Origin of the sequence: Amycolatopsis sp. CA-128772 (genome assembly GCF_002904295.1) — a bacterium.
Taxonomy (GTDB): Bacteria; Actinomycetota; Actinomycetes; order Mycobacteriales; family Pseudonocardiaceae; genus Amycolatopsis.
Genome location: NZ_PPHG01000082.1, coordinates 103,516 through 125,567, shown reverse-complemented (window position 1 = coordinate 125,567; position 22,052 = coordinate 103,516). Strand labels below are relative to the sequence as shown.

Sequence of the window (22,052 nt, the reverse complement as noted above, 5' to 3'; positions counted from 1 at the left end):
ACCCCGCGACGACGCCCCACCCCGCCGCCCGGCCCGCGACGGCCAGCCCCGCCGTGACGGCCAGCCGCAGCGAGGGAACCGCCCGGTCCGCGACGACCGGCCTTCCGGGGACGACCGGCCCGTCCGTGGCGAGCGCGCCCCCGGCGCCCGGCCGGCCCGCGACAACCGCGCCTCCCGCGGCGACCGCCCTGCCCCGGACGATTACCCCGCCCGCGACAACCGCGCCTCCCGCGGCGATCGGGCTGCCCCCGACGACTACCCGGCTCGCGACGAGCGCGGCCCCCGCGGCGAACCGCCGCGCGACGACTGGCCGCGCGACGACTGGCCGCGGGACGAGCGTGCCCCGCACGACGACCGCGCGCTGCGCGAGGACCGGCCGCCGCGCCGGGTCCCGCCGCCGCCGCAGGGTCCGCCGCGGGGTGGCCAGCCGCCGCGCAACGCCGGCCCGGCGCCCACGCGGGTCCAGCCGGTGCCGCCCGGCGGCGCACAGCCGGCCGGCCCGGGCGGCCCACAGCCAGTCAGCCCAGGCGGACCGCCGCAGGGCGGCCCACCGCCGCACAGCGGCGCCCAGCCGGCCGTACCACCGCCGAACCAGCCGCTGAGCGGCGCACAACCGGTCATCTCGCCCGGCAACGCCCACCCGGGCCCGCCGCCCGCCGGGCCGCCGCCGCAGGGCGGTCAACAGGCAGGTCCGGCGGCCCACCAGGGCCGGCTCCCGCAGCCGAACGCGCCCGGCACCCCGCCGCCCGGCACTCCGCCGCCCGGCACTCCACTGCCCGGCACCCCACTGCCCGGCACCCCACTGCCCGGCCCCGGCACTCCGCCGCCGGGCACGCCGGTGCCGCCGCGCGGTCGCGGCTCCCGGCGTCCGGCGCCGGTCCGGCCGTGGCAGGAGGAGGCCACCCAGGTCCAGCGCCCACCCGACCCGGAGGCGACGCGGTTCATCCCGCGCACCGCCGGCGTCCCGATGAACTCGCGCTGGCCGGTCGCCGACCCCGACGTCATGCGGCCGTACGACGCGCTGGCCACCCAGGTCATGCCGGCGCTCAAGGGGCCGCTGGTCAAGCCCCGGCCGGACGGGGAAGCGCCCGAAGAGGCCCCGGCCAAGGCGCCGTCGCTGGCGAAGGCGTCCGGGCGGATGGCCATCGCGTCGCTGATCAGCCGGATCACCGGCTTCCTGTGGAAGCTGCTGCTGGTCGGCGCGATCGGCCAGGGCATCGCGAACGACTCGTTCAACGTCGCCAACACGATGCCGAACATCATCTTCGAGCTGCTGATGGGTGGCGTACTCGCCAGCGTGGTGGTGCCGCTGCTGGTGCGCTCGCAGGACGAGCCCGACGGCGGCGCGGCCTACACACAGCGGCTCATCACGGTGGCGTTCTCGCTGCTGCTGGTCGGCACGGTGGTGGCGGTGATCGCCGCACCGGCGTTCACGAGCCTCTACGTCGACTCGTCCGGCAAGGCGAGCCCGGCGCTGACCACGGCGTTCGCCTACCTGCTGCTGCCGGAGATCTTCTTCTACGGCGTGTTCGCGCTGCTCTCGGCGGTGCTCAACGCCAAGCAGATCTTCGGGCCGACGGCGTGGGCCCCGGTGATCAACAACCTGGTCGTCATCTTCACCATCCTGGTCGTCTGGATCATGCCGGGCGACATCGACACCGGGCACGTCTCGATCACCGACCCCAAGGTGCTGACGCTGGGCATCGGCGTCACCGGCGGCATCGTCGCCCAGGCGCTGCTGCTCATCCCGCCGCTGCTGCGGTCGGGCTTCCGGTTCAAGTGGCGCTGGGGCATCGACAAGCAGATGAAGGAGTTCGGCGGCCTCGCGCTCTGGATCCTCGGCTACGTCGCGGTGAGCCAGATCGGGTACACGATCAACACGCGCGTGCTGACCAGCGGTTCACCCGGTGGTGTCACGGCCTACAGCAACGCCTGGCTGCTCTTCCAGCTGCCGTACGGCGTCATCGGCGTCTCGCTGCTGACGGCGATCATGCCGCGGATGAGCCGCGCGGCCGCCGACGGCGACCACAAGAAGCTGATCGGCGACCTGTCGTACGCGTCGCGGATCTCCACGGTGATGCTCGTGCCGATCTCCGCGGTGATGACCGTGGTCGGCGGCTCGATCGGCATCGCGCTGTTCACCTTCGGCAAGGGCACGGTCGAGACGGCCGAGCGGCTCGGCGACGCGCTCGCCATCTCCGCGTTCGCGCTGCTGCCGTACGCGCTGGTGATGCTGCAGATGCGCGTGTTCTACGCGATGAAGGACGCGCGCACGCCGACGCTGATCATGATCGTGATGACGCTGGTCAAGGTGCCGCTGCTGTACCTGTGCCCGGTGCTGCTGTCGCCGGACAACGTCGTGCTCGGCGTGATGATGGTCAACGCGCTGACGTTCGTGGTCGGCGCGATCCTCGGCCAGGTTTGGCTCTGGGTGACGCTGGGCAACTTGCGCAGCAAGCGGGTGATCGGCGTGATTCTCTTCACGGTCGTCGCGAGCGTCCTCGGGGTGGCCGCGGCCTGGGTCGCCGGCAAGCTCGTGCCGGACTTCTTCGGGCCCCGGCTGGGCGCCTGGGCGAAGCTGCTGCTGCAGAGCGTGGTCGGCATCGTCGTCTCGTTCGGGGTGCTGATGGCGCTCAAGGTGGAGGAGCTCCAGCCGGCCACTTCGAGGTTCACCCGGTTGATCAAGCGCCGGTAACGATTGCGGTACGGAAGGCGACGACTCCCGCGTCGTATTCTGGGTAACCTTGGAGCGGGGAGCTAACGGGAGCGTGCGGGTGGACACGAGGCGGAGCGAACAGGCGGGGGGTGCGAACCACGTGGGCAAGGCCCAGGTCGGATCGCTGGCCCCCGGGCGTGTGGTCGGCGACGGCCGCTACCGCCTCCTCGCGCAGTTCGGCGTGGACGAGCGGGGCGACGCGCACCTCTGGCGTGCCCGTGACGGGCAGCTGAAGCGGGACGTGGCGCTGACCCTGCTGGTCGGCGACCCGGCGGATCCCGAAGCCGCCCGGCTGGCCCGGCGGACCCTCGAACGCGCGACGCACGCGTCCAAGTTCGGTCACGGCGGCGTCGCCCGCGTGCTGGACGTGCTCGCCCTCGGCAGCGGCGTGACCTCCAGCGAAGGGTTGCTCGGCGTCGTCGTCGCGGAGTGGACCAAGGGCAGCGACCTGGTCGACCTCGTCGCGCAGCGGCCGGTGGCGCCCGCCGCGGCCGCGCGGATGGTGCAGGCGCTCGCGGAAGCCGTCGAGCAGGCGCACCAGAACGGGCTCGTGCTCGGCCTCGACCACCCCCAGCGGCTGCGGCTGACGCCGAACGGCGCGCTCAAGCTGGCGTTCCCCGGCCCGCTGCCGGAGGCGACCCTGCGCGACGACGTCAAGGCGCTCGGCGCGGTCCTGTACCTGCTGCTGACCGGCCGCTGGGCGCTGCCCGGCGGCCCGCCCGCGATCCCGGCGGCGCCGATGACGCCGCAGGGCCGGATCGTCCCGCCGCGCCAGCTGGTGCCGACGGTCCCGGCCGACCTCTCGTCGCTGGCCGTCCGCACGATCGAAGACGGCGGCAACGGCGGCATCCGCACCAGCGCGGCCATCCTCCGCGTGCTCGACCAGGTGGCCGAGGCCGAGGAGCGCACCCAGCTGATCAAGGCCGTCGGCGGCGACCCGGCCGAGGCCGACGGCACGATCTGGACGACGAAGAAGCCGGTCAAGGACGTCGCCCGGCGGCGCAAGCTCGCCCTCGGCGTCACCGTGCTGGTCGTCGCGACGGTCGTCATCCTCGCCTGGGGCGGCCTGATGCTGATCAACGTCTTCCAGGGCGATTCGAAGGCGAGCGGGCCGTCGATCAACGTCGCCGCGCCGCCGGCGTCGAGCCAGCCGGCCGCGGCCCCGCCCGCGTCGTCGTCCGCGCCGGCCCCGCCGCCGGCGCCGAAGGTGGGCGCGGCGGTGCCGCCGAAGGCCGTGGCGGTCTACAACCCCGAGGGCAAGGGCGACAACCCCGGGCGGGCGAAGAACGCGATCGACGGCGACCCCGGCACGGTGTGGAAGACCGAGCAGTACAAGCAGCAGTTCCCCACCATCAAGCCGGGTGTCGGGCTGGTCGTCACCTTCCAGGACCCGATCAACCTCAGCCAGGTCAAGGTCAGCGGCGGTACCGCGGGCACGAAGGTCGAGATCCGCTCGGCGACCGAGAAGAACCCGGACCTGGCCGACACGAAGGTGGTCGGCAACGGCGACCTCCAGGACGGCGACACGACGATCGCCTTGGCCCAGCCGACGCAGAGCGAATACTTCATCGTCTGGATCACTCAGCTGGGTGGCGACGACGGCGCCCACCTCTCCCAGATCGGTGACCTGTCCTTCCTGCCTGCGGGGTGACGCACCCGAGGAGGTCAGTAGGCTCTGCCGGGTGACAGCTGCAGCTCCCACGGATGCGGATCTGATAGCGGCTCACGCCGCGGGGGACCCCCATGCGTTCAGCGAACTCGTCCAGCGACACCGCGACCGCATGTGGGCGGTCGCCCTGCGCACGGTCCGCGACCCGGAAGAGGCCGCCGACGCGTTGCAGGACGCGTTCATCTCGGCGTTCCGCGCGGCCGACAAGTTCCGGGCGGAGTCGCAGGTCACGACGTGGCTGCACCGGATCGTGGTGAACGCCTGCCTCGACCGGATCCGCCGCCGCCAAGCGCGCCCGACCGTGCCGCTGCCGGAGACCGGCTTCAACGAGCCGGCCACCCCGCGCGACTCGATGGCCGAGCGCGAGACCAGCCTGCTCGTGCGCGAGGCGCTCGACCAGCTGCCCGAAGAGCAGCGTGCCCCGATCGTGTTGGTCGACGTCGAGGGATACTCCGTCGCCGAGACGGCCAAGATGCTGGGCATCGCCGAGGGCACGGTGAAGAGCCGGTGCGCGCGGGGCCGGGGAAAACTCGCGAAGGTTCTCGGGCACCTGCGGAACCCCGATGCGATTGCGAACGTCCCAACTCACGAAAGCAAACGGGCCGGGCGTCAGCCGGGTAGCGGGGAGGGACGATGACGGACGAAAGCCGGGGGATCGGGGGGACCGTCGGTCCGCCCTGGTCTGTCGACGTGCTCGCCGACCTCCACGCCGGTGTCCTGGACGAGGCGCAGGCGGCGGAGCTGTGGCCGCTGGTCGACGCCGACCCGGAGGCGCGGGAGATCCTGGCCGCCCTCGACGCCACGCAGGCCGACCTGGCTTCGCTGGCCCACACACCCGCCCCGCGGATGCCCGCGGAGTTCGCCGCCCGGCTGGACGCGGCGCTGGCCGCCGAAGCAGCGGCGCGGTTTCCCGGGGCAACGCAGCCGGGTGCCCAGCAGGCAGCTCCGGCACCGCAGGACGCCCCGGTGGTGGACCTCGCGGCGGCCCGGCGGAAGCGGAACAAGCGGCTCGGCTGGGCCGCCGGCGTCCTGACCGCGGCCGCGGCGGCGGTGGTCGCCGTGACCGTCGCGATCCCCGGCACGTCGCAGCAGCCCGGCACCCCGAACGTCGCCGCCCCGACGGGCCCGTCGGTCGGCACCGACGGCGCCGGCGCGCAGGCCCTGGTCGGCAAGGCGATCGGCGTCCGCGACTTCGGCCCGCTGCAGAACGAGGACCGGCTCGACGCGTGCATCGCGGCCGCCGGCCTGGACCCGAAGGTGCGCCCGGAGGGCATCCGCCCGGTGAACGTCGGCGGCAAGGCCGGGGTGATGATCATCCTGACCACCGGCAAGCTCGCCCAGTTCCGGCTGGTGGCCTTCGGAGCGGACTGCGGACCCGGAAACCCGGCCGTGTTGTTCGACAAGGTCGTCGGGGAGAAGTAGCAGCTGTCACGGCCGGGAACATGGCCACCTACGATCGTGTTGAGCCTGGTACACGGGTCACTACGAGCGGAGGTCACGGGTGGCTGCCGAGGAAATCAGGAACCTGATCATCGTCGGGTCGGGTCCTGCCGGATACACCGCTGCCGTTTACGCGGCGCGGGCCCAGCTTGAACCGCTGGTGTTCGAGGGCACGCAGTTCGGCGGCGCGCTGATGACGACGACCGAGGTCGAGAACTTCCCCGGGTTCCGCGACGGCATCATGGGTCCGGACCTGATGGAGGAGATGCGCAAGCAGGCCGAGCGCTTCGGCGCCGAGCTGCGCGCGGAGGACGTCGAGTCGCTGGAGCTGACCGGGGACGTCAAGTACGTCGTCGCGAACGGCAAGCGCTACGCCGCCCGCGCGGTCATCCTCGCCATGGGTGCCGCGGCGCGGTACCTCAACGTGCCGGGCGAGCAGGAGCTGCTCGGCCGCGGTGTGTCGGCCTGTGCGACCTGTGACGGCTTCTTCTTCCGCGACCACGACATCGTGGTCGCCGGCGGTGGCGATTCGGCGATGGAGGAGGCGACCTTCCTGACGAAGTTCGCGAAGTCCGTCACGATCGTCCACCGGCGCGACGAGTTCCGCGCCTCCAAGATCATGATCGAGCGCGCCCGCGCGAACGAGAAGATCAAGTGGCAGCTCAACTCGCAGATCACCGGCGTGCTCGGGGACGGCAAGGTCGAGGGCCTGCAGCTCAAGGACACCAAGGACGGCTCGGAGTCGACGCTCGACGTGTCGGGCTTCTTCGTCGCGATCGGGCACGACCCCCGCAGCCAGCTGGTGAAGGGGCAGGTCGAGCTGGACGAGGACGGCTACGTCGTCACCAAGGGCAAGACCTCCTTCACCAACCTCGACGGCGTCTTCGCGGCCGGCGACCTGGTGGACCGCACCTACCGGCAGGCGATCACCGCCGCCGGTTCCGGGTGCAGCGCCGCGATCGACGCGGAACGATGGCTCGCGGAGCACGGCGAGTCGGACGCGCACGAGGCGGCCGAGCTCGTCGGCGGCGGCTACGGCGCGGGCACCAACTGACTTACCGGCTTCCAACCACCCCTGAAGGAGAAACCATGGCCAACACCGTCAAGGTGACCGACGCGACGTTCGTCGACGAGGTCCTGACCAGCGAGAAGCCGGTCCTCGTCGACTTCTGGGCCACCTGGTGCGGCCCGTGCAAGATGGTCGCCCCGGTGCTCGAGGAGATCGCGGCCGAGAACGGCGAGAAGCTGACCATCGCCAAGATCGACATCGACGAGAACCCGAACACGCCGCGTGACTACCAGGTGATGTCCATCCCGACGCTGATCCTGTTCCAGGGCGGCAAGCCGGTGAAGCAGATCGTGGGCGCGAAGCCGAAGGCCGCGCTGCTGTCGGACCTCGCCGACGTCCTCTGAATCGAACCACTCCGGCGAACCCGGGGCCTGCGGGAATCCCTCTCGTGGCCCCGGGTTCGTCGCCGTTCGGGGGAATCTGCGCAAGGTGGGTGAAATCGTGCGTGATCGCGACCACGCCGGGTACTCCACTAACGGGTTCTTGACGTACCTACCGGGCCTGCGCTGTCACCCAGAGTTGGCAAGGCACAATAGAGGACCTGGGCCCGTCCCAGCGAAGGTTTTCTTACCACGCACCGAGCTCCCCATCGGTGCCTTAGGAAGAGCGAGGAGTGCATGCGGGTACTCCGCCGCGGTGACGCCGGTCCGGACGTCGCCGAGATCAGGTCCATCCTGGCCGGGATGGACCTGCTCCCGCCGGTCACCGGTACCGACGCCTACGACACGTTCGACGTCGCCATCGAGGGCGCCGTCCGTGCCTTCCAGCAGCGTCGTGGGCTGATGACCGACGGCATCGTGGGTCCGGCGACGTTCCAGGCGCTCAAGGGCGCCAGCTACCACCTGGGCAGCCGCCCGCTGTCGTACATGATCGCGTCCCCGGTCCACGGCGACGACGTCTTCACGCTGCAGGAGCGCCTCACCGAGCTCGGCTTCGACGCCGGCCGCCCCGACGGCTACTTCGGCCCGGCGACCGAGCGCGCGCTCAAGACGTTCCAGCGCGACATGCGCCTGACGCCGGACGGCATGTGCGGCCCGGCGACCATCCGCGAACTGCACCGCCTGTCCTCGCCGCGCGCCCGCGGCGGCCGCCCGGTCTTCCTGCGCGAGCAGGAGCAGGTGCGCCAGGCCGGTCCGCGGCTGCGCGGCAAGCGCATCGTGATCGACCCCGGCCACGGCGGCGACGACCTCGGCGTGGTCGCCGGCGGCCTGCGCGAGGCCGACATCGCCTGGGACCTCGCGCGCCGCCTGGAGGGCCGGATGAAGGCCACCGGCATGGAGGCGCTGATCTCCCGCGGCCCGAACCACAGCCCCACCGAGCTGGAGCGCGCCAAGTTCGCCAACGACGCGGGCGCCGACCTGTTCCTCTCGCTGCACAGCGACAAGAACCCCTCGCCGCGCGCGCAGGGCGTCGCGAGCTTCCACTTCGGCAACGGCAACGGCACCACGTCCACGGTGGGCGAGCTGCTGGCCGGCTTCATCCAGCGCGAGGTCGCGGCCCGAACGGGCATGCTCGACTGCCGCACGCACTACAAGTCGTGGGACATCTTCACCCGCACCCGGTGCCCGGCCGTCCGGGTCGAGATCGGCTACCTGACGAACCCGGACGACGCCCGCAAGCTCGGCGACCCGGCGTTCCGCGACATCGTCGCGGAGGGCATCCTGATCGCCGTCAAGCGCCTGTACCTGCTCGGCGAAGGCGACCAGCCGACGGGAACGTTCACGTTCGCCGACGTTCTGGCGCACGAGCTCGCGAAGGCCGAATAGGGTCGACCACAACCCCTAGCGGCTCTCCTTCAGCTGCCCCACCACCCCTGGGGACGCGATGCGCGCGTCCCCAGGTTTCGGGGCAGTTCTCCACAGCTTGTCCACCGCTCCTAGCAGGGCTCTGTGGATAACTCGGCTCTTCTTCCACAGTTGTGCACACCGTGTTCCGGACCTGCCGAAACACAAGCGCAAACGTTTACGGATCAAAAATCAGGCGCGGCCGAGGCTCGGCTCGGCGGTGGTGATCGTCACCTGGCCGAGCAGCCGCTCCAGCGCCGCCTCGACGTCTTCCTTCCAGGTGATCGCCGAACGCAGCTCGAGGCGCAGCCGCGGCCACTTCTGGTGCGGGCGGACCGTCTTGAAGCCCACGCTCTGCAGGAAGGCCGCCGGCAGCACGCAGCTGTGCCCGCCGTCCGGGTCGGCCTCGTCGGGGCGGGCGTCGCCGAACGCCTCGATCGCGCGGACCCCGCGCTTCGTCAGGTCCTTGGCGACCGCCTGGACCAGCATCCGGCCGAGGCCGCCACCGCGGAACTCGGGCAGGATCTGGAACGACGTCAGGAGGACCGCGTCCGCGCTCGGCGGGGACGTCGGGAAGGCCAGCGCACGGGGGACGGCGTTCGGCGGGGCGTACAGCACGAACCCGACCGGCAGCGTGTCGCTGTAGACGATGCGGCCGCAGGAACCCCACTCGAGCAGCACGCTCGACACCCAGGCTTCCTTCTCGACCTCGGTCGCGCCGAACTCCTCGGCCTGGTGCTTGAGGTGCGGCGCCAGCTCCCAGTACACGCACCGGCGGCAGCTCTTCGGCAGGTGCTCCAGGTTGTCCAGTGTGACGCCCACGACGCGACGCGACACCCGCGACCTCCCTGACCTGCTGTCCCGACCGGCCGCCCGCCCGTCAAGCCGCGCAAGATCCACGGCACGAACACGGGGCCACGGTCGAGGATAGGCCGATGTGACAAGCACCGAAAGGCCAGGGGTCCCGGATGGGTGCACGGTTACACTCGACAGGATCTGCCAACCGAGCCCCCGGGTGAATCGTCGATGACCGAGAACCGCCCCAGCAAGCCGCACAGTGGCCGGCAAACCAGTGGCCGCCAGAACCTCGACCCGCACCTCGAGCGGTACGCCGCACGCACCGCCGGGATGACCGCTTCGGAGATCCGGGCCCTGTTCGCGGTGGCCAGCCGGCCCGAGGTGGTTTCGCTGGCCGGCGGCATGCCGAACCTGGCAGCCCTCCCGCTCGACACGCTGTCGGCGCAGGTGGCCGAGATCATCGCCGAAGACGGCCTGGTGGCCCTGCAGTACGGCTCGGCGCACGGCATCCCGGTGCTGCGCGAGCAGATCTGCGAAATCATGGCCCTGGAAGGCATCAAGGCGCACCCGGACGACGTCGTGGTGACCGTCGGCTCGCAGATGGGCCTGGACATGGTCACGCGGCTGTTCTGCGACCCGGGTGACGTCGTGATCGCCGAGGGCCCCTCGTACGTCGGCGCGCTGGGGTCGTTCGCCGCGTACCAGGCGCAGGTCGTGCACGTCGCGATGGACGACCAGGGTTTGGTGCCTTCGCTGCTGCGTGAAGCGCTCGACCAGACCAAGAAGGCCGGCCGCCGGGTCAAGTTCCTCTACACGATCCCGAACTTCCACAACCCCGCCGGCGTCACGCTGGCCGTCGAGCGCCGCGCGGAGATCCTGGAGATCTGCCGGGAGCACGGCGTCCTGGTCGTCGAAGACAACCCGTACGGGTTGCTCGGCTTCGACGGGCAGACGTACCCCGCGCTGCGGTCGACCGACCCCGACAACGTCGTGTACCTCGGCTCGTTCTCCAAGACGTTCGCCTCCGGCCTGCGCGTCGGCTGGGTGCTCGCGCCGCACGCCGTGCGCGAGAAGCTCGTGCTGGCCGCGGAGTCGGCGACGCTGTGCCCGCCGACGTTCAACCAGATGATCGTCTCGCGCTACCTGGCCACGCACGACTGGAAGGGCCAGATCAAGAAGTTCCGCGAGAACTACCGCGAGCGGCGCGACGCGATCCTCTCCGCACTCGACCAGTACCTGCCCCCGGGTTGCTCGTGGACGAAGCCGGACGGCGGGTTCTACGTCTGGGTGACGGTGCCGGAGGGCGTCGACACGAAGGCGATGCTGCCGCGCGCGGTGACCGCACGGGTGGCGTACGCGTCCGGCACCGGCTTCTACGCGGACGGGTTCGGCAGCCGCCAGATGCGGCTGTCCTACTGCTACCCGACCCCGGAACGCATCCGCGAGGGCGTGCGGCGGCTGGCGGCGGTGCTGGAGTCCGAAATGGACCTCGCCCGCACCTTCGGTAGCGTGACCTCGCGCCAGATCCAGGGACCGCAGAACCCGTCCCCGGACACGGTCTGATTCATTCTTCTTAAGGAGTTTCCACGGTGGTCGACCGTACCGTTGCCGTGCTCGCCGGCGGCCTCTCGCACGAACGCGACGTCTCCCTGAGGTCCGGGCGGCGGCTCTCCGCGGCGCTGAAGTCCGAGGGCTTCGGCATCGAGGAGTGGGACACCGACGCGGGGCTCCTGGAGCGGCTGCGCACGCACCGCCCGGACGCGGTGGTCGTCGCGCTGCACGGCGGCGAGGGCGAGAACGGCTCGGTGCAGACGGTGCTGGAGATGCTGGGCGTGCCGTTCGTCGGCACCGGCTCCCAGGGCTGCCGCCGCGCGTGGGACAAGCCGACCGCGAAGGCGCTGCTGGAGAACGCCGGCTTCGCGACGCCCGGCTGGGTGGTGCTGCCGCACAGCACGTTCCGCGAGCTCGGCGCCCAGGCGGTGCTCGACGCGATGGTGGAGCGCCTCGGCCTGCCGCTCATCCTCAAGCCGGACCAGGGCGGCTCGGCGCTCGGCACGCAGGTCGTCCGCGAGGCGGCGGAACTGCCGGCCGCGATGGTCGGCTGCTTCGCGTACGGCGACACCGTGCTCGCCGAGCGGTTCGTGGACGGCGTCGAGGTGGCCGTGACGGTCGTCGAGGGCGAGGACGGGCCCGAGGCCCTGCCGGCCGTCGAAATCGTGCCGGAGAGCGGCGTGTACGACTACACGGCCCGCTACACGGCCGGCCTGACCGACTTCTTCACCCCGGCCCGGCTCGACGACACCGCGGCCAAGGCGGTCGCCGAACTGGCCGTCGCCGCGCACCGCGTGCTCGGCCTCCGCGACATCTCCCGCACCGACGCGGTCGTGACGGCGGACGGCACGGTCCACTTCCTCGAAGTGAACCCGTCGCCCGGCCTGACCGAGACGTCGACGGTGCCGATGGCGATCGAGGCGGCGGGCAAGTCGCTCGGCGCGGTGTTCGCCGAACTGATCGCGCGGGCGATCGCTCGCTGACTTTTTCTACGCGAAAGGCCGCCTCGGATTCTCCGTGGCGGCCTTTTTCGTGTGATCACTCGTTGTGCCGGTCACCGCTCCGAGGAGCAATCATCACCGTGACGAAACACCCTGGGGTGATCCCTAATCGGTTTTCGGTGTCTGATTCATCCCGTTCGCATCGATGATCGCGACGATCCGCTCAAGGTCGTCGACCGACCCGAATTCGAGCGTGATCCGCCCCTTCCGCCGGCCGAGGTCGACCTTGACGCGGGTGTCGAAGCGGTCCGAAAGGCGGTTCGCGAGTTCCTGCAACCCCGGCGCCTGGATCGGCTTGCGTGGCGCGGGCTTCGGCTTGGCCGGCTTCTCGCTCTTCTTGAGCGTGACGGCTTCCTCGGTCGCCCGGACCGACATGCCCTCCGCGACGATCCGCGCGGCGAGCTCCTCCTGGCTTTCGGCGTCCTCCAGCGACAGCAACGCCCGCGCGTGCCCGGCGGACAGGACGCCCGCAGCGACCCGGCGCTGCACCGGCAGGGGGAGCTTGAGGAGCCGGATCGTGTTGGTGATGACGGGCCGGCTGCGGCCGATCCGGCTCGCCAGCTCCTCGTGCGTGACGGCGAACTCGTCGAGCAGCTGCTGGTAGGCCGCCGCCTCTTCGAGCGGGTTCAGCTGAACGCGGTGGATGTTTTCCAGGAGCGCGTCGCGCAGCATCGACTCGTCGGCGGTCTGCCGGACGATCGCCGGGATCGCGTCGAGCTCCGCCTGCTGGGAAGCACGCAGCCGCCGCTCGCCCATGACGAGCTCGTACTCGTCGTTGCCGAGCTCGCGGACGACGATGGGCTGCATGAGCCCGAACGCGCGGATCGAGTGCTCGAGTTCGGCGAGCGCGTCTTCGTCGAAGACCTGGCGCGGCTGCTTCGGGTTCGGCTTGATCGAGCTGACCGGGATCTCCCGGTAGACCGCGCCGGCGACCTCGCCGCCGTGCTGCTGCGCCTGCCCGTTCGCCGCGAACCAGCCTTTCTCCTCGGCCGTCTTCTTGTCCGCCGCGGCCGCATCGCCGGGTGCGGGCAGGGGACCACCGCCGGTGGGTCCGGTCGGGATCAGGGCGGCGAGGCCGCGCCCCAGCCCTCCTCGACGCTCGGTCATGTCGAACTACCCTTCTCCATCTGTGCGCCGCGCTCGGCGATCTCCTTGGCCGCGTCGACGTAGCTCAGCGCCCCGCGCGAGCCGGGGTCGTAGGCGAGCACGGTCTGGCCGTACCCGGGCGCCTCGGACACCTTCACACTGCGGGGGATGACCGTCTTGAGGACGGTGTCGCCGAAGTGGTTCCGCACCTCGTTCGTCACCTGGTCGGCCAGCTTGGTGCGGCCGTCGTACATGGTGAGGAGGATCGTCGAGACGCGGAGTTCGCGGTTGAGGTGCTGCTGCACAAGCTCGATGTTGCTCAGCAGCTGACCCAGACCTTCGAGCGCGTAGTACTCGCACTGGATCGGGATGAGCACCTCCTGCGCGGCGACCATCGCGTTGACCGTCAGCAAACCGAGCGACGGCGGGCAGTCGATGAGGACGTAGTCGACGCCGATCTCGTCGAGGATCTCCGAGGAGATGGCCTCCTTGAGCCGGGACTCGCGGGACGCCATCGAGACGAGCTCGATCTCGGCGCCGGCGAGGTCGATCGTCGCGGGGACGCAGAAGAGGTTGGGGGACTGCTCGGTCGGCTGGGCGGCCTCGGCGAGCGTCACCTCGCCGATGAGCACTTCGTAGATGGAGGGCGTCCCGGACCGGTGGTCGACGTCGAGCGCGGTACTCGCGTTGCCCTGCGGGTCGAGGTCGACGACGAGTGTCTTGAGCCCGTGGAGCGCGAGGGCGGCGGCAAGGTTGACCGTGCTGGTCGTCTTGCCGACGCCGCCCTTCTGGTTGGCGACCGTCATCACGCGACGGCGTCCAGGCCGGGGGAGCTCACCCTCCTTGGGATGCAGCAGACGCGCGGCGCGGGCAGCTTCTTCGGCGATCGGCGTCCAGCCCACGTCGTGGCTGGTCTCCGTGGAGTCGGACGGCGGGGGATTCACCGGTCTCGACACCTCCTCCATCTAGACGTCTGGTCGGTGGTCGAGTCGCTACGTTTCACGTGGAACATGGCGGCCCGTTAACGCTTCCTGCTCCGCGCCTTCGGCTTGGTGGCCGTCGGTAGGCGACGGATCTTCACGACCGTGCTGGGGACCTCGAGAACCGCCGCACCACACTCGACAATGAGGGGGTCGGCCCCGCCGGCCTTGCGGATGGCGGCGCCGTCCCGGTCGATCTCGTCCGCCGCGCTGGCGCCCTTGAGGGCGACCAGAAAGCCATCGGGACGGACCAGCGGCAGGCACCAGTCCGCAAGACGAGCAAGCGGGGCGACCGCGCGAGCGGTGACGATGTCGGCGCCACCGAGCTGCTCACGCACGGGCCGCCCCTCCGCGCGTCCACGGACGACGGTGATCGGGAGTTCCAGCTTCTCGGCCACCTCGGCCAGCCAGTCCACCCGGCGGGCCATCGGTTCGAGCAAGACGATATCGAGGTCCGGTCGCGCGATCGCCAGCGGTACACCCGGAAGCCCAGCCCCCGACCCCACATCGACCACGCGGGCGCCCTCCGGCATCTGCTCGCCGATGACGGCCGAGTTGAGCACGTGCCGGTCCCACAACCGCTCGACTTCCCGCGGACCGATCAGCCCCCGCTCGACCCCATGCCGCTCCAGGAGTTCGACGTACCCGGCGGCTCGGTCGAGGTGCTCTCCGAACACCCGCTCCGCCGCCCGCTCCAAGCTCACTCCGCCTACTCCTCGTCCGCCGGTTTCACGTGAAACCGTGCTCGTCCGATTGTCCCCGATGAACCGGAGAAGACGAGCCGACAGTCCGAAGATGTGGACAACTCCACTCAGCCGGCAGCGCCTGTGGACCGTTCCACGTGAAACATCACCCGTGTAATTCACTCCGCCACGGCTTGGGGTGGCCACCCTCGCCGACGCGCAGCGCCCGGGAGACCGACGCGCTCCTGGCGCAGACCACACCCACACACAAAGAAGCGGCCCCACCCGAACCAGTCGGATGGGGCCGCTCTCCAAGCAACCGGGTCTCACGCCTCCGCGAAGATCACCACGCGGCGCTTCGGGTCCTCGCCTTCGCTCTCGCTCGTCACGCCCGAGACCGTCGCCACCGCGTCGTGGACCACCTTGCGCTCGAACGGGCTCATCGGCTGCAGCCGCACCCGCTCGCCGCTCTTGAGGACCGACTCCGCCGTCGACCGGCCGAGTTCCTTCAGCTCCTCGCGGCGGTCCGCGCGCCAGCCCGCGATGTCCAGCATCAGGCGGCTGCGGGAGCCCGTCTCCTGCTGGACCGCAAGGCGGGTCAGCTCCTGCAGCGCCTCGAGCACCGTGCCGCGCGGGCCGACGAGCTTCTCGAGGTCCTCGCCGCCGTCAATGCTGACGATCGCGCGGCCGGCTTCCACGTCCAGGTCGATGTCACCGTCGTAGTCGAGCAGGTCCAGCAGGCGCTCGAGGTAGTCGCCGGCGATGTCACCCTCCTGAACCAGGATGTCGTCACCGCCCGCCTTCTCTTCGCCCGCCGCGTCCGCAGATGCGGCCGGCTCCCGGGTCACGTCGTCCTTATCGGCGTCGATCGTGTCGATCGTCTCCGACATCATTCGTCTCCTCTCCGAACCGGTCGCGCCTCAGCGGCGCTTCCGGCCCGACTTCCTGGTCGAGTCTTTGAGAAGGCCCGGCACGCCGGTGCCGTTGTCCTTCGAGCCGTTCTGGCCGGCGGTGTCGGCCGAAGCCGACGCCGGGGTCGCGTCCGCCGCGGTCGCGCCGTCCGCCTTGGCAGCGGCAGCGGCAGCGGCGGCGGCCGCCTCCGCCGGCGTGGTCTGCGCGAAGCCGTGGGCCGAGCCCGCCTTCGTGACCTTCTTCTGGGCACCGCCCTGGGCGGGCTGGTTCTTCTTCTGCTGAACCGGCTTCTGACCGACCTTCGGCGCGGTCGGCTTCTGACCCGGCTTCGGGCCGAGCGACGCGCGCTTCTCCGCGGCTTCCGCCTTGCGGGCCTGCTCTTCCTTGTCGATCTTCGTGTAGACGAGCCGCTGCTGCATCAGGGTCCAGCCGTTGTTCGCCAGCCAGTAGAAGAGGAGGCCGAGCGGGAACAGCGCACCGAAGACGAGCACACCGAGCGGGAAGATGTACATCGTCAGCTTGTTCATGATCGCGGTCTGCGGGGTGGCCGACGCGGCGTTCTGGCGGGCCACCGAGTGCCGCGCGGTCAGGTGCGTGGCGATCGACGCGACGATCATCAGGGGCAGCGCCACCGGGAGCACGCTCCAGTGGAAGCCGACGTTCGTCGCTCCGCCGCTGACGACACCGACACCGTTGTAGACGGCCTCACCGAGGTTGACACCGAACAGCTTCGCGTTGACGTAGGACTCGACGTCGTGCTGGCTGAAGAAGTAGTTCTCGGTCTTCACCCCGCCACCGGGCGGCGGCATGGTGAACGCGCGCAGGACGTGGTTCAGGCCGATGAAGACCGGGATCTGGAGCAGCATCGGCAGGCAGCTGCCCAGCGGGTTGACGCCGTGCTCGCGCTGGAGCTTCTGCATCTCCGCGGCCTGGCGCTGCCGGTCGTTCGCGTACTTCTTCTGGAGCTTCTTCATCTCCGGCGCGAAGTCCTGCATCTTCTTCATCGACCGGACCTGGTTCACGAACGGCTTGAACATGATGCCGCGGACCGTGAACGTCAGGAAGATGATGCCGAGGATCCAGGCGATCGCCGTCGACTCCCCGAAGACGAACCCGAAGACCTTGTGCCAACACCAGAGGATGAAGGACACGGGGTAGTAGATGAAATCGAGCACTGCTGCTACTCCTCGATCGGTGTTTCAGGTCTGCGGTGTCGCCACGAGAACGTCTCGGGCACGGGATCGCGGCCGGGGGGTGTCCAGGGGCCGCAACGCAGCAGCCGGCGCAGCGCGAGGTAGGAGCCGCGGCCGGCACCGTGCCGGGTGAGGGCTTCGACTGCGTACGCGCTGCAGCTCGGGTAGAACCGGCAAGCCGGCGGGAGAAACGGCGAAATCGCCTTGCGGTAGAGCTTGACGGGAAGCAGGAGGACCCAGGCGACGGGGCCGGGCCGCGGAGGCTCGGGTTCCGCAGCGCCGCCGTCGACGTGGTCGTGTTTCGGGTCGTGCTCGGGGGTGGCTCGCATGCCGGTCACACCGCTGATCCGTGGTCGGGGGCCGCGTCCGCGGGACGCGTCGGGCGGGGGACATCCCCGGCCGGACGGCGCGACGACAGAAGCCCCAGCCGACGCAACGCGGCGTCGAGATCGGACCCGAGCTCGGCGCTGGACGCGGTCGACGACGGCGGCAATGCCCGTACGACCAACGACGTGCCGGCGGGCAGTGTTCCGAGCCGGGCCGAAACGAGGTGACGCAACCGGCGGCTGACGCGGTGGCGGACCACCGAATTACCGACGGCCTTGCTCACCACAAAACCCGCCCTGGCCGCCGACGGCACAGTCTCATCGGACTGCACAGCGTCGGCGGCCGCGGACGGGTCCGTGGTCAGCGCGTGGACGACGAGGCGGCGCCTGCCTGCCCGGGACCCGCGACGGAGGACCACGCGGAAATCCTCACTCCGCCGCAGGCGTGCGGCAGCCGGCAGCACGGCGCGCCCCGATCGTGCGATCAGGCGGACAGCGCGGCGCGGCCCTTGCGACGGCGACCCGCCAGGATGGCCCGGCCGGCACGCGTCCGCATGCGCAGGCGGAAGCCGTGCGTCTTCGCGCGGCGGCGGTTGTTCGGCTGGAAGGTGCGCTTACCCTTGCTCACTGCTTCTCCTGTGTGTCGCTATGTCGTCCGCCCCGGACCCGCCCCGCGGAGAATTCCTTCTCCGCCTGGCGTGTCGTGCGGGCGCACGGCAGTCTCTGGTGTCTCCTACCAACGTGTGGCCTCGTCACGACGAGCGACGACAACGTGGGCACGCGAAACGCACCCGTCGCATACGGGAGACCTTACGAGGGTACGCACCCCCGTCGGGCGGCCGGTAGGCACCCCCTCGCCACGGTACGCGACCGGTTGGCGGCCCCGCGGAGTTCGACGCCGTGACACCGAATGGCCACCGGCCGTGCACCGTGAAATGCTGGCCGTCCAGGATGCCTTGTGGCCGCGAGCGGGGCTTGTTAGCGTGCCTCTCTCGGGTCACCGGTCGAGGTGCACGAGTATCCGCGTGGTGGAGTGCCCACCGGCGTACGACGAGCCCGCAGGTGACGTCACCGTGGGTCGCCGTACATTAGTGCACAGCTGTGGACAACTATGTGGATATTCGCTGTGCCAGTGCGCGGACAGGTTCCCTGTGATCGCCGGGTGGAGTGACCGGGTGCTCCGGGGGCCGGCTCGGCCGTCCACGCGGACGAGGGGAGGGGAGCCAGACAGGTGTCGGAACACCAGCACAATCTGGGTGTCATCTGGGAACAGGTGGTACGCGAACTGTCCGACGGGACCCTGTCCCCCCAGCAGCGCGCCTGGATGCGGGTGACCCGTCCGATCGGCCTGCTCGACGGCACGGCCCTCCTGGCGGCGCCCAGCGACTTCGCGAAGGAAGCGATCGAACGCGGGCTGCGCGGCGCCATCACCGACGCGCTCTCCCGGCGGCTCGGCCGGGCCATCTCGCTCGCCGTGAAGGTGGACACCGCCGAGGCGGTCGTCCCATCTCCCGCGCCCCGCTACGCGCCGTCACCCGGCCGAGTGGAAAACGGCGCGAGCCCGGAGGCTGCGCCGCCGATGCCGGGCAACGGCGCGGCGATGATGCCGCCGCCGCGTCCCGAACCCGCGCGGCCGATGCCGCCGATGCCGCCGCACCAGTCCGTCGCGGCGAAGGCGGACGACGACGGCGACACCGACGAGGAAGTCGACGAAGAGGGCGAGGCGCTCGCCGCGGTCCACGAGATCTGGCCGACGTTCTCCGGCCAGCCGATCGCCGGCCAGCCGTACACCGCGCCGGCGCAGCCGCAGACGTCGAAGACGAAACTGAACGAGAAGTACACCTTCGACACGTTCGTCATCGGCGCGTCCAACCGCTTCGCGCACGCGGCCGCGGTCGCCGTCGCCGAAGCGCCGGCCCGCGCGTACAACCCGCTCTTCATCTGGGGTGAGTCCGGGCTCGGCAAGACGCACCTGCTGCACGCGGTCGGCCACTACGCGCAACGGCTCTTCCCGGGCATGCGCGTCCGGTACGTCTCGACCGAAGAGTTCACGAACGACTTCATCAACTCGCTGCGCGACGACCGCAAGGTCGCCTTCCAGCGGCGCTACCGCGACATCGACATCCTGCTCGTCGACGACATCCAGTTCCTGGAAGGCAAAGAAGGTACGCAGGAGGAGTTCTTCCACACCTTCAACACCCTCCACAACGCGAACAAGCAGATCGTCGTCAGCTCCGACCGCCCGCCGAAGCGCCTCGAAACGCTGGAGGACCGGCTGCGCACGCGGTTCGAGTGGGGCCTGATCACCGACATCCAGCCGCCCGAGCTCGAGACGCGCATCGCGATCCTCCGCAAGAAGGCGGCGCAGGACAGGCTGGCCGTGCCGGGCGAGGTCCTCGAATTCATCGCCTCGCGCGTCGAGGCCAACATCCGCGAGCTCGAAGGCGCGCTCATCCGCGTCACCGCGTTCGCGTCGCTGAACCAGCAGCCGGTCGACAGCGCGCTCGCCGAGATCGTGCTGCGGGACCTGATCCCCGACTCGCACGCCCCGGAGATCACCGCCCCGACCATCATGGGCGTGACGTCCGAGTTCTTCGACGTCACGCTCGACGACCTGTGCGGCCCCGGCAAGACGAAGGCGCTCGCCACCGCCCGCCAGATCGCGATGTACCTCTGCCGCGAGCTGACCGACATGTCGCTGCCGAAGATCGGGCAGACGTTCGGCGGCCGCGACCACACGACCGTCATGCACGCGGACAAGAAGATCCGCAAGGAGATGGCCGAGCGCCGGCGCATCTACGACCAGGTGCAGGAGCTGACGTCGCGCATCAAGCAGCGCGCCCGCCAGTAGCACATCCCTTACCTCCCAACGACTTCGGGGCGTCCGCACACTGTGGACGCCCCTTCGTCGTCTTTGGAGCGTCTGAAGCACGCGTACGCCGGCGAAGCAGCGAAGGCGCGTACGCGTGCTTCGCAAAACTCGCAAAAATTGTTTGTACACAAGGAAGTTTCCCCATGGTGTGGGCAGTTTGCCCACAGCGTCAACGGATCCCCGACCAGCGACGACACCGGAACCGTCCCCAGGCCGCCCACAGGCGATCCACAGCGCATCCACACCCTTGTCCACGCTGATTCCACAGGTTGCCCACATGCTGTGCACAGGAGGGGCCGATCACTCGGAAGAGGGGTTCGGACCCCGTCCGGTACCCCCAGACCCTGGGTACAAATCGCCCCACACTTGGGGACAACTGTGGGGACAACTGGCCTCGGCTGTGGACGAATTCAGGGCCGCCCGAAACCATCCACGGACCGCCCGAACTACCCACAGGTCCACCACCACGGTTACCCACACGCCCGCAGGCCGTCCTACCTGCGCGAACGAGCTCAATCCACACAATCCACACCGCTTACTACTGTTACTGCCTTTAGATCTCTTCTAAGAGAGAAAAAGATAAAAACAGGCGGCGGAAGAAGTTGGGGACAGCCGCGAGATCGTGTCGTCAAGTCGACAAACTCAAGGGGAGGCCGAGGTGACGGCAGCCCCCGCCACGGCCTAACGTGGACGCCTGCACCTGGTCCGTGCTCCGGCCGCGCACGCGGAGGGCGGATCCGGCCGGAGGGGGCCGCCGGTCCCGTCCCGCGAGAACGAGGCCTGGCCCGAGCCCGCAGGGGGCTCGACCGTCGAAAGGAAGCGCGCATGAAGATCCGCGTCGAGCGTGACGGGCTCGCCGACGCCGTCGCGTGGGTGGCCAGAAGCCTCCCCTCCCGGCCTCCGGTGCCGGTCCTGGGCGGTGTCCTGCTCGACGCCGGCTCGGACGGCGAAACCGACGCGCTGACGGTCTCCGGCTTCGACTACGAGGTCTCCGCCACGGTGGGGGTCCCGGCGACGATCGCCGACGGCGGCCGCCTGCTCGTGTCCGGGCGCCTGCTCGCCGACATCACCAAGGCGCTGCCCGCGCAGCCGGTCGAGATTTCCGTCGACGGCGCCCGCGCCACCATCACCTGCGGCAGCGCGCGCTTCTCCCTGCCGACCATGCCGGTCGAGGACTACCCGCAGCTGCCGTCCCAGCCCGCCTTCGCCGGCGAGCTTGCCGGCGACGCGTTCGGCCAGGCCGTCACCCAGGTCGTCGTCGCCGCGGGCAAGGACGACACGCTCCCGATGCTCACCGGCATGCGGCTGGAGATCTCGGGCAGCTCGCTGACCCTCGTCGCGACCGACCGGTTCCGGCTCGCCATGCGCGAGTTCACCTGGCAGCCGGCCGAGGGCCTGGCCGACGCCGCGGTGCTCGTGCCGGCGCGCACCCTCGCCGAAGCGGCCAAGACGCTCGGCGCGAGCGGCGCCACGATCCGCCTCGCCCTCGCCAGCGGTGAGGGCCTGCTCGGCCTGTCCGGGTCCGGGCGCTACACGACGACCCGCCTGCTCGACGCGGAGTTCCCGCCGTACCGGCAGCTGCTGCCCGCGTCGCACAGCTCACGCGCGGTCATCGACGTGTCGGCTCTCACCGAGTCCATCAAGCGCGTTTCGCTGGTGGCCGAGCGGGGGACTCAGGTACGACTGGAGTTCGGGGACAACTCGCTGCGGTTGTCCGCGGGCGGCGACGACGAGGGCAGCGCCGAAGAGGAGCTGCAGGTCGAGTACGAAGGTGAGCCGGTGACCATCGCGTTCAACCCGGGTTACCTCGTCGACGGCCTGGGCGCCCTCCACAGCGACCGGGCGGAGCTGACGTTCACCACGCCGAACCGCCCCGCGCTCATCAAGCCCGCCGACGCCGAGGGCAACGTCGTCCCCGGCTACCTCTACCTCCTGATGCCGGTCCGCCTCCCGGGCTGACCCGCAAACTTCC

The 22,052-nt window shown here is 70.5% G+C and carries 21 protein-coding genes; 11 read left to right on the top strand and 10 right to left on the bottom strand.

The genetic code is table 11. The features are described from left to right. Positions 1 to 613, bottom strand: a 613-nt coding sequence (locus C2L59_RS48310) for a hypothetical protein (RefSeq protein WP_199199404.1), incomplete at its 3' end; no start/stop codon positions are given. A 354-nt stretch (positions 614 to 967) separates the two neighbouring features. On the opposite strand from C2L59_RS48310, the gene murJ reads away from it, so the two are divergent. The 7 genes from murJ (at position 968) to C2L59_RS35065 (ending at position 8,660) form a co-directional block, all read left to right on the top strand. After that, positions 968 to 2,695 (top strand): murein biosynthesis integral membrane protein MurJ, encoded by a 1,728-nt coding sequence (gene murJ, locus C2L59_RS35095; protein WP_233223848.1) that lies wholly within the window; start codon positions 968 to 970, stop codon positions 2,693 to 2,695. A gap of 79 nt (positions 2,696 to 2,774) precedes the next feature. Further along, a complete protein-coding gene (locus C2L59_RS35090) occupies positions 2,775 to 4,367 on the top strand; it encodes a protein kinase family protein (RefSeq protein ID WP_103353832.1) in 1,593 nt (530 codons plus the stop codon). Positions 4,368 to 4,398: 31 nt separating this feature from the next. Continuing rightward, positions 4,399 to 5,022: an RNA polymerase sigma factor SigM gene (gene sigM / locus C2L59_RS35085; RefSeq protein ID WP_103353831.1), complete on the top strand. Its 624-nt coding sequence runs from the start codon at positions 4,399 to 4,401 to the stop codon at positions 5,020 to 5,022. Continuing rightward, on the top strand, positions 5,019 to 5,807 hold the full coding sequence (locus C2L59_RS35080; RefSeq protein WP_103353830.1) for a hypothetical protein: 789 nt from the start codon (positions 5,019 to 5,021) through the stop codon (positions 5,805 to 5,807). Before sigM ends, C2L59_RS35080 begins: the two co-directional genes overlap by 4 nt. Positions 5,808 to 5,886: 79 nt before the next feature. Beyond that, positions 5,887 to 6,879: a thioredoxin-disulfide reductase gene (gene trxB / locus C2L59_RS35075; RefSeq protein WP_103353829.1), complete on the top strand. Its 993-nt coding sequence runs from the start codon at positions 5,887 to 5,889 to the stop codon at positions 6,877 to 6,879. A gap of 35 nt (positions 6,880 to 6,914) precedes the next feature. Then, a complete protein-coding gene (gene trxA / locus C2L59_RS35070; RefSeq protein WP_003082899.1) occupies positions 6,915 to 7,238 on the top strand; it encodes a thioredoxin in 324 nt (107 codons plus the stop codon). Positions 7,239 to 7,511: 273 nt separating this feature from the next. Then, on the top strand, positions 7,512 to 8,660 hold the full coding sequence (locus C2L59_RS35065; protein WP_103353828.1) for an N-acetylmuramoyl-L-alanine amidase: 1,149 nt from the start codon (positions 7,512 to 7,514) through the stop codon (positions 8,658 to 8,660). Between the two features lie 210 nt (positions 8,661 to 8,870). Here the strand turns inward: C2L59_RS35065 and C2L59_RS35060 are convergent, their stop codons facing one another. Then, complete coding sequence (locus C2L59_RS35060; RefSeq protein ID WP_103353827.1) at positions 8,871 to 9,515, bottom strand: GNAT family N-acetyltransferase; 645 nt, start codon at positions 9,513 to 9,515, stop codon at positions 8,871 to 8,873. A 189-nt stretch (positions 9,516 to 9,704) separates the two neighbouring features. Here C2L59_RS35060 and C2L59_RS35055 point away from each other — a divergent pair, with 189 nt between their 5' ends. Both C2L59_RS35055 and C2L59_RS35050 read left to right on the top strand, forming a co-directional pair. Then, a complete protein-coding gene (locus C2L59_RS35055) occupies positions 9,705 to 11,039 on the top strand; it encodes a PLP-dependent aminotransferase family protein (RefSeq protein ID WP_103353826.1) in 1,335 nt (444 codons plus the stop codon). A 26-nt stretch (positions 11,040 to 11,065) separates the two neighbouring features. After that, positions 11,066 to 12,010, top strand: coding sequence for a D-alanine--D-alanine ligase (locus C2L59_RS35050; RefSeq protein ID WP_103353825.1), 945 nt, complete (start codon positions 11,066 to 11,068; stop codon positions 12,008 to 12,010). Positions 12,011 to 12,133: 123 nt separating this feature from the next. Here C2L59_RS35050 and C2L59_RS35045 read toward each other — a convergent pair whose 3' ends face one another. The 8 genes from C2L59_RS35045 to rpmH all read right to left on the bottom strand — a co-directional run bounded on the left by C2L59_RS35045 (position 12,134) and on the right by rpmH (position 17,836). After that, positions 12,134 to 13,135 (bottom strand): ParB/RepB/Spo0J family partition protein, encoded by a 1,002-nt coding sequence (locus C2L59_RS35045; protein WP_103353824.1) that lies wholly within the window; start codon positions 13,133 to 13,135, stop codon positions 12,134 to 12,136. Next, positions 13,132 to 14,058, bottom strand: coding sequence for a ParA family protein (locus tag C2L59_RS35040; RefSeq protein WP_103353823.1), 927 nt, complete (start codon positions 14,056 to 14,058; stop codon positions 13,132 to 13,134). Before C2L59_RS35040 ends, C2L59_RS35045 begins: the two co-directional genes overlap by 4 nt. Positions 14,059 to 14,135: 77 nt before the next feature. Next, entirely contained in the window at positions 14,136 to 14,798 is a 663-nt protein-coding gene (gene rsmG / locus C2L59_RS35035; RefSeq protein WP_103353822.1) for a 16S rRNA (guanine(527)-N(7))-methyltransferase RsmG, read from the bottom strand. A gap of 305 nt (positions 14,799 to 15,103) precedes the next feature. Continuing rightward, positions 15,104 to 15,667, bottom strand: coding sequence for a R3H domain-containing nucleic acid-binding protein (locus tag C2L59_RS35030; RefSeq protein WP_199199401.1), 564 nt, complete (start codon positions 15,665 to 15,667; stop codon positions 15,104 to 15,106). 30 nt (positions 15,668 to 15,697) lie between these two features. Then, entirely contained in the window at positions 15,698 to 16,864 is a 1,167-nt protein-coding gene (gene yidC, locus C2L59_RS35025) for a membrane protein insertase YidC (protein WP_103353820.1), read from the bottom strand. A 5-nt stretch (positions 16,865 to 16,869) separates the two neighbouring features. After that, positions 16,870 to 17,211, bottom strand: a complete 342-nt coding sequence (yidD, locus tag C2L59_RS35020; RefSeq protein WP_370444809.1) for a membrane protein insertion efficiency factor YidD — start codon at positions 17,209 to 17,211, stop codon at positions 16,870 to 16,872. A gap of 5 nt (positions 17,212 to 17,216) precedes the next feature. Then, positions 17,217 to 17,672 (bottom strand): ribonuclease P protein component, encoded by a 456-nt coding sequence (gene rnpA / locus C2L59_RS35015; protein ID WP_103353818.1) that lies wholly within the window; start codon positions 17,670 to 17,672, stop codon positions 17,217 to 17,219. A 20-nt stretch (positions 17,673 to 17,692) separates the two neighbouring features. Continuing rightward, positions 17,693 to 17,836 carry a 50S ribosomal protein L34 gene (rpmH, locus tag C2L59_RS35010; protein ID WP_003082934.1) on the bottom strand — a complete coding sequence of 48 codons (144 nt, stop codon included), beginning with the start codon at positions 17,834 to 17,836 and terminating at the stop codon, positions 17,693 to 17,695. Positions 17,837 to 18,439: 603 nt separating this feature from the next. On the opposite strand from rpmH, the gene dnaA reads away from it, so the two are divergent. After that, positions 18,440 to 20,059, top strand: a complete 1,620-nt coding sequence (gene dnaA, locus C2L59_RS35005; RefSeq protein ID WP_103353817.1) for a chromosomal replication initiator protein DnaA — start codon at positions 18,440 to 18,442, stop codon at positions 20,057 to 20,059. An 846-nt stretch (positions 20,060 to 20,905) separates the two neighbouring features. Beyond that, complete coding sequence (gene dnaN, locus C2L59_RS35000) at positions 20,906 to 22,039, top strand: DNA polymerase III subunit beta (RefSeq protein WP_103353816.1); 1,134 nt, start codon at positions 20,906 to 20,908, stop codon at positions 22,037 to 22,039. Positions 22,040 to 22,052: the final 13 nt, after the last annotated feature.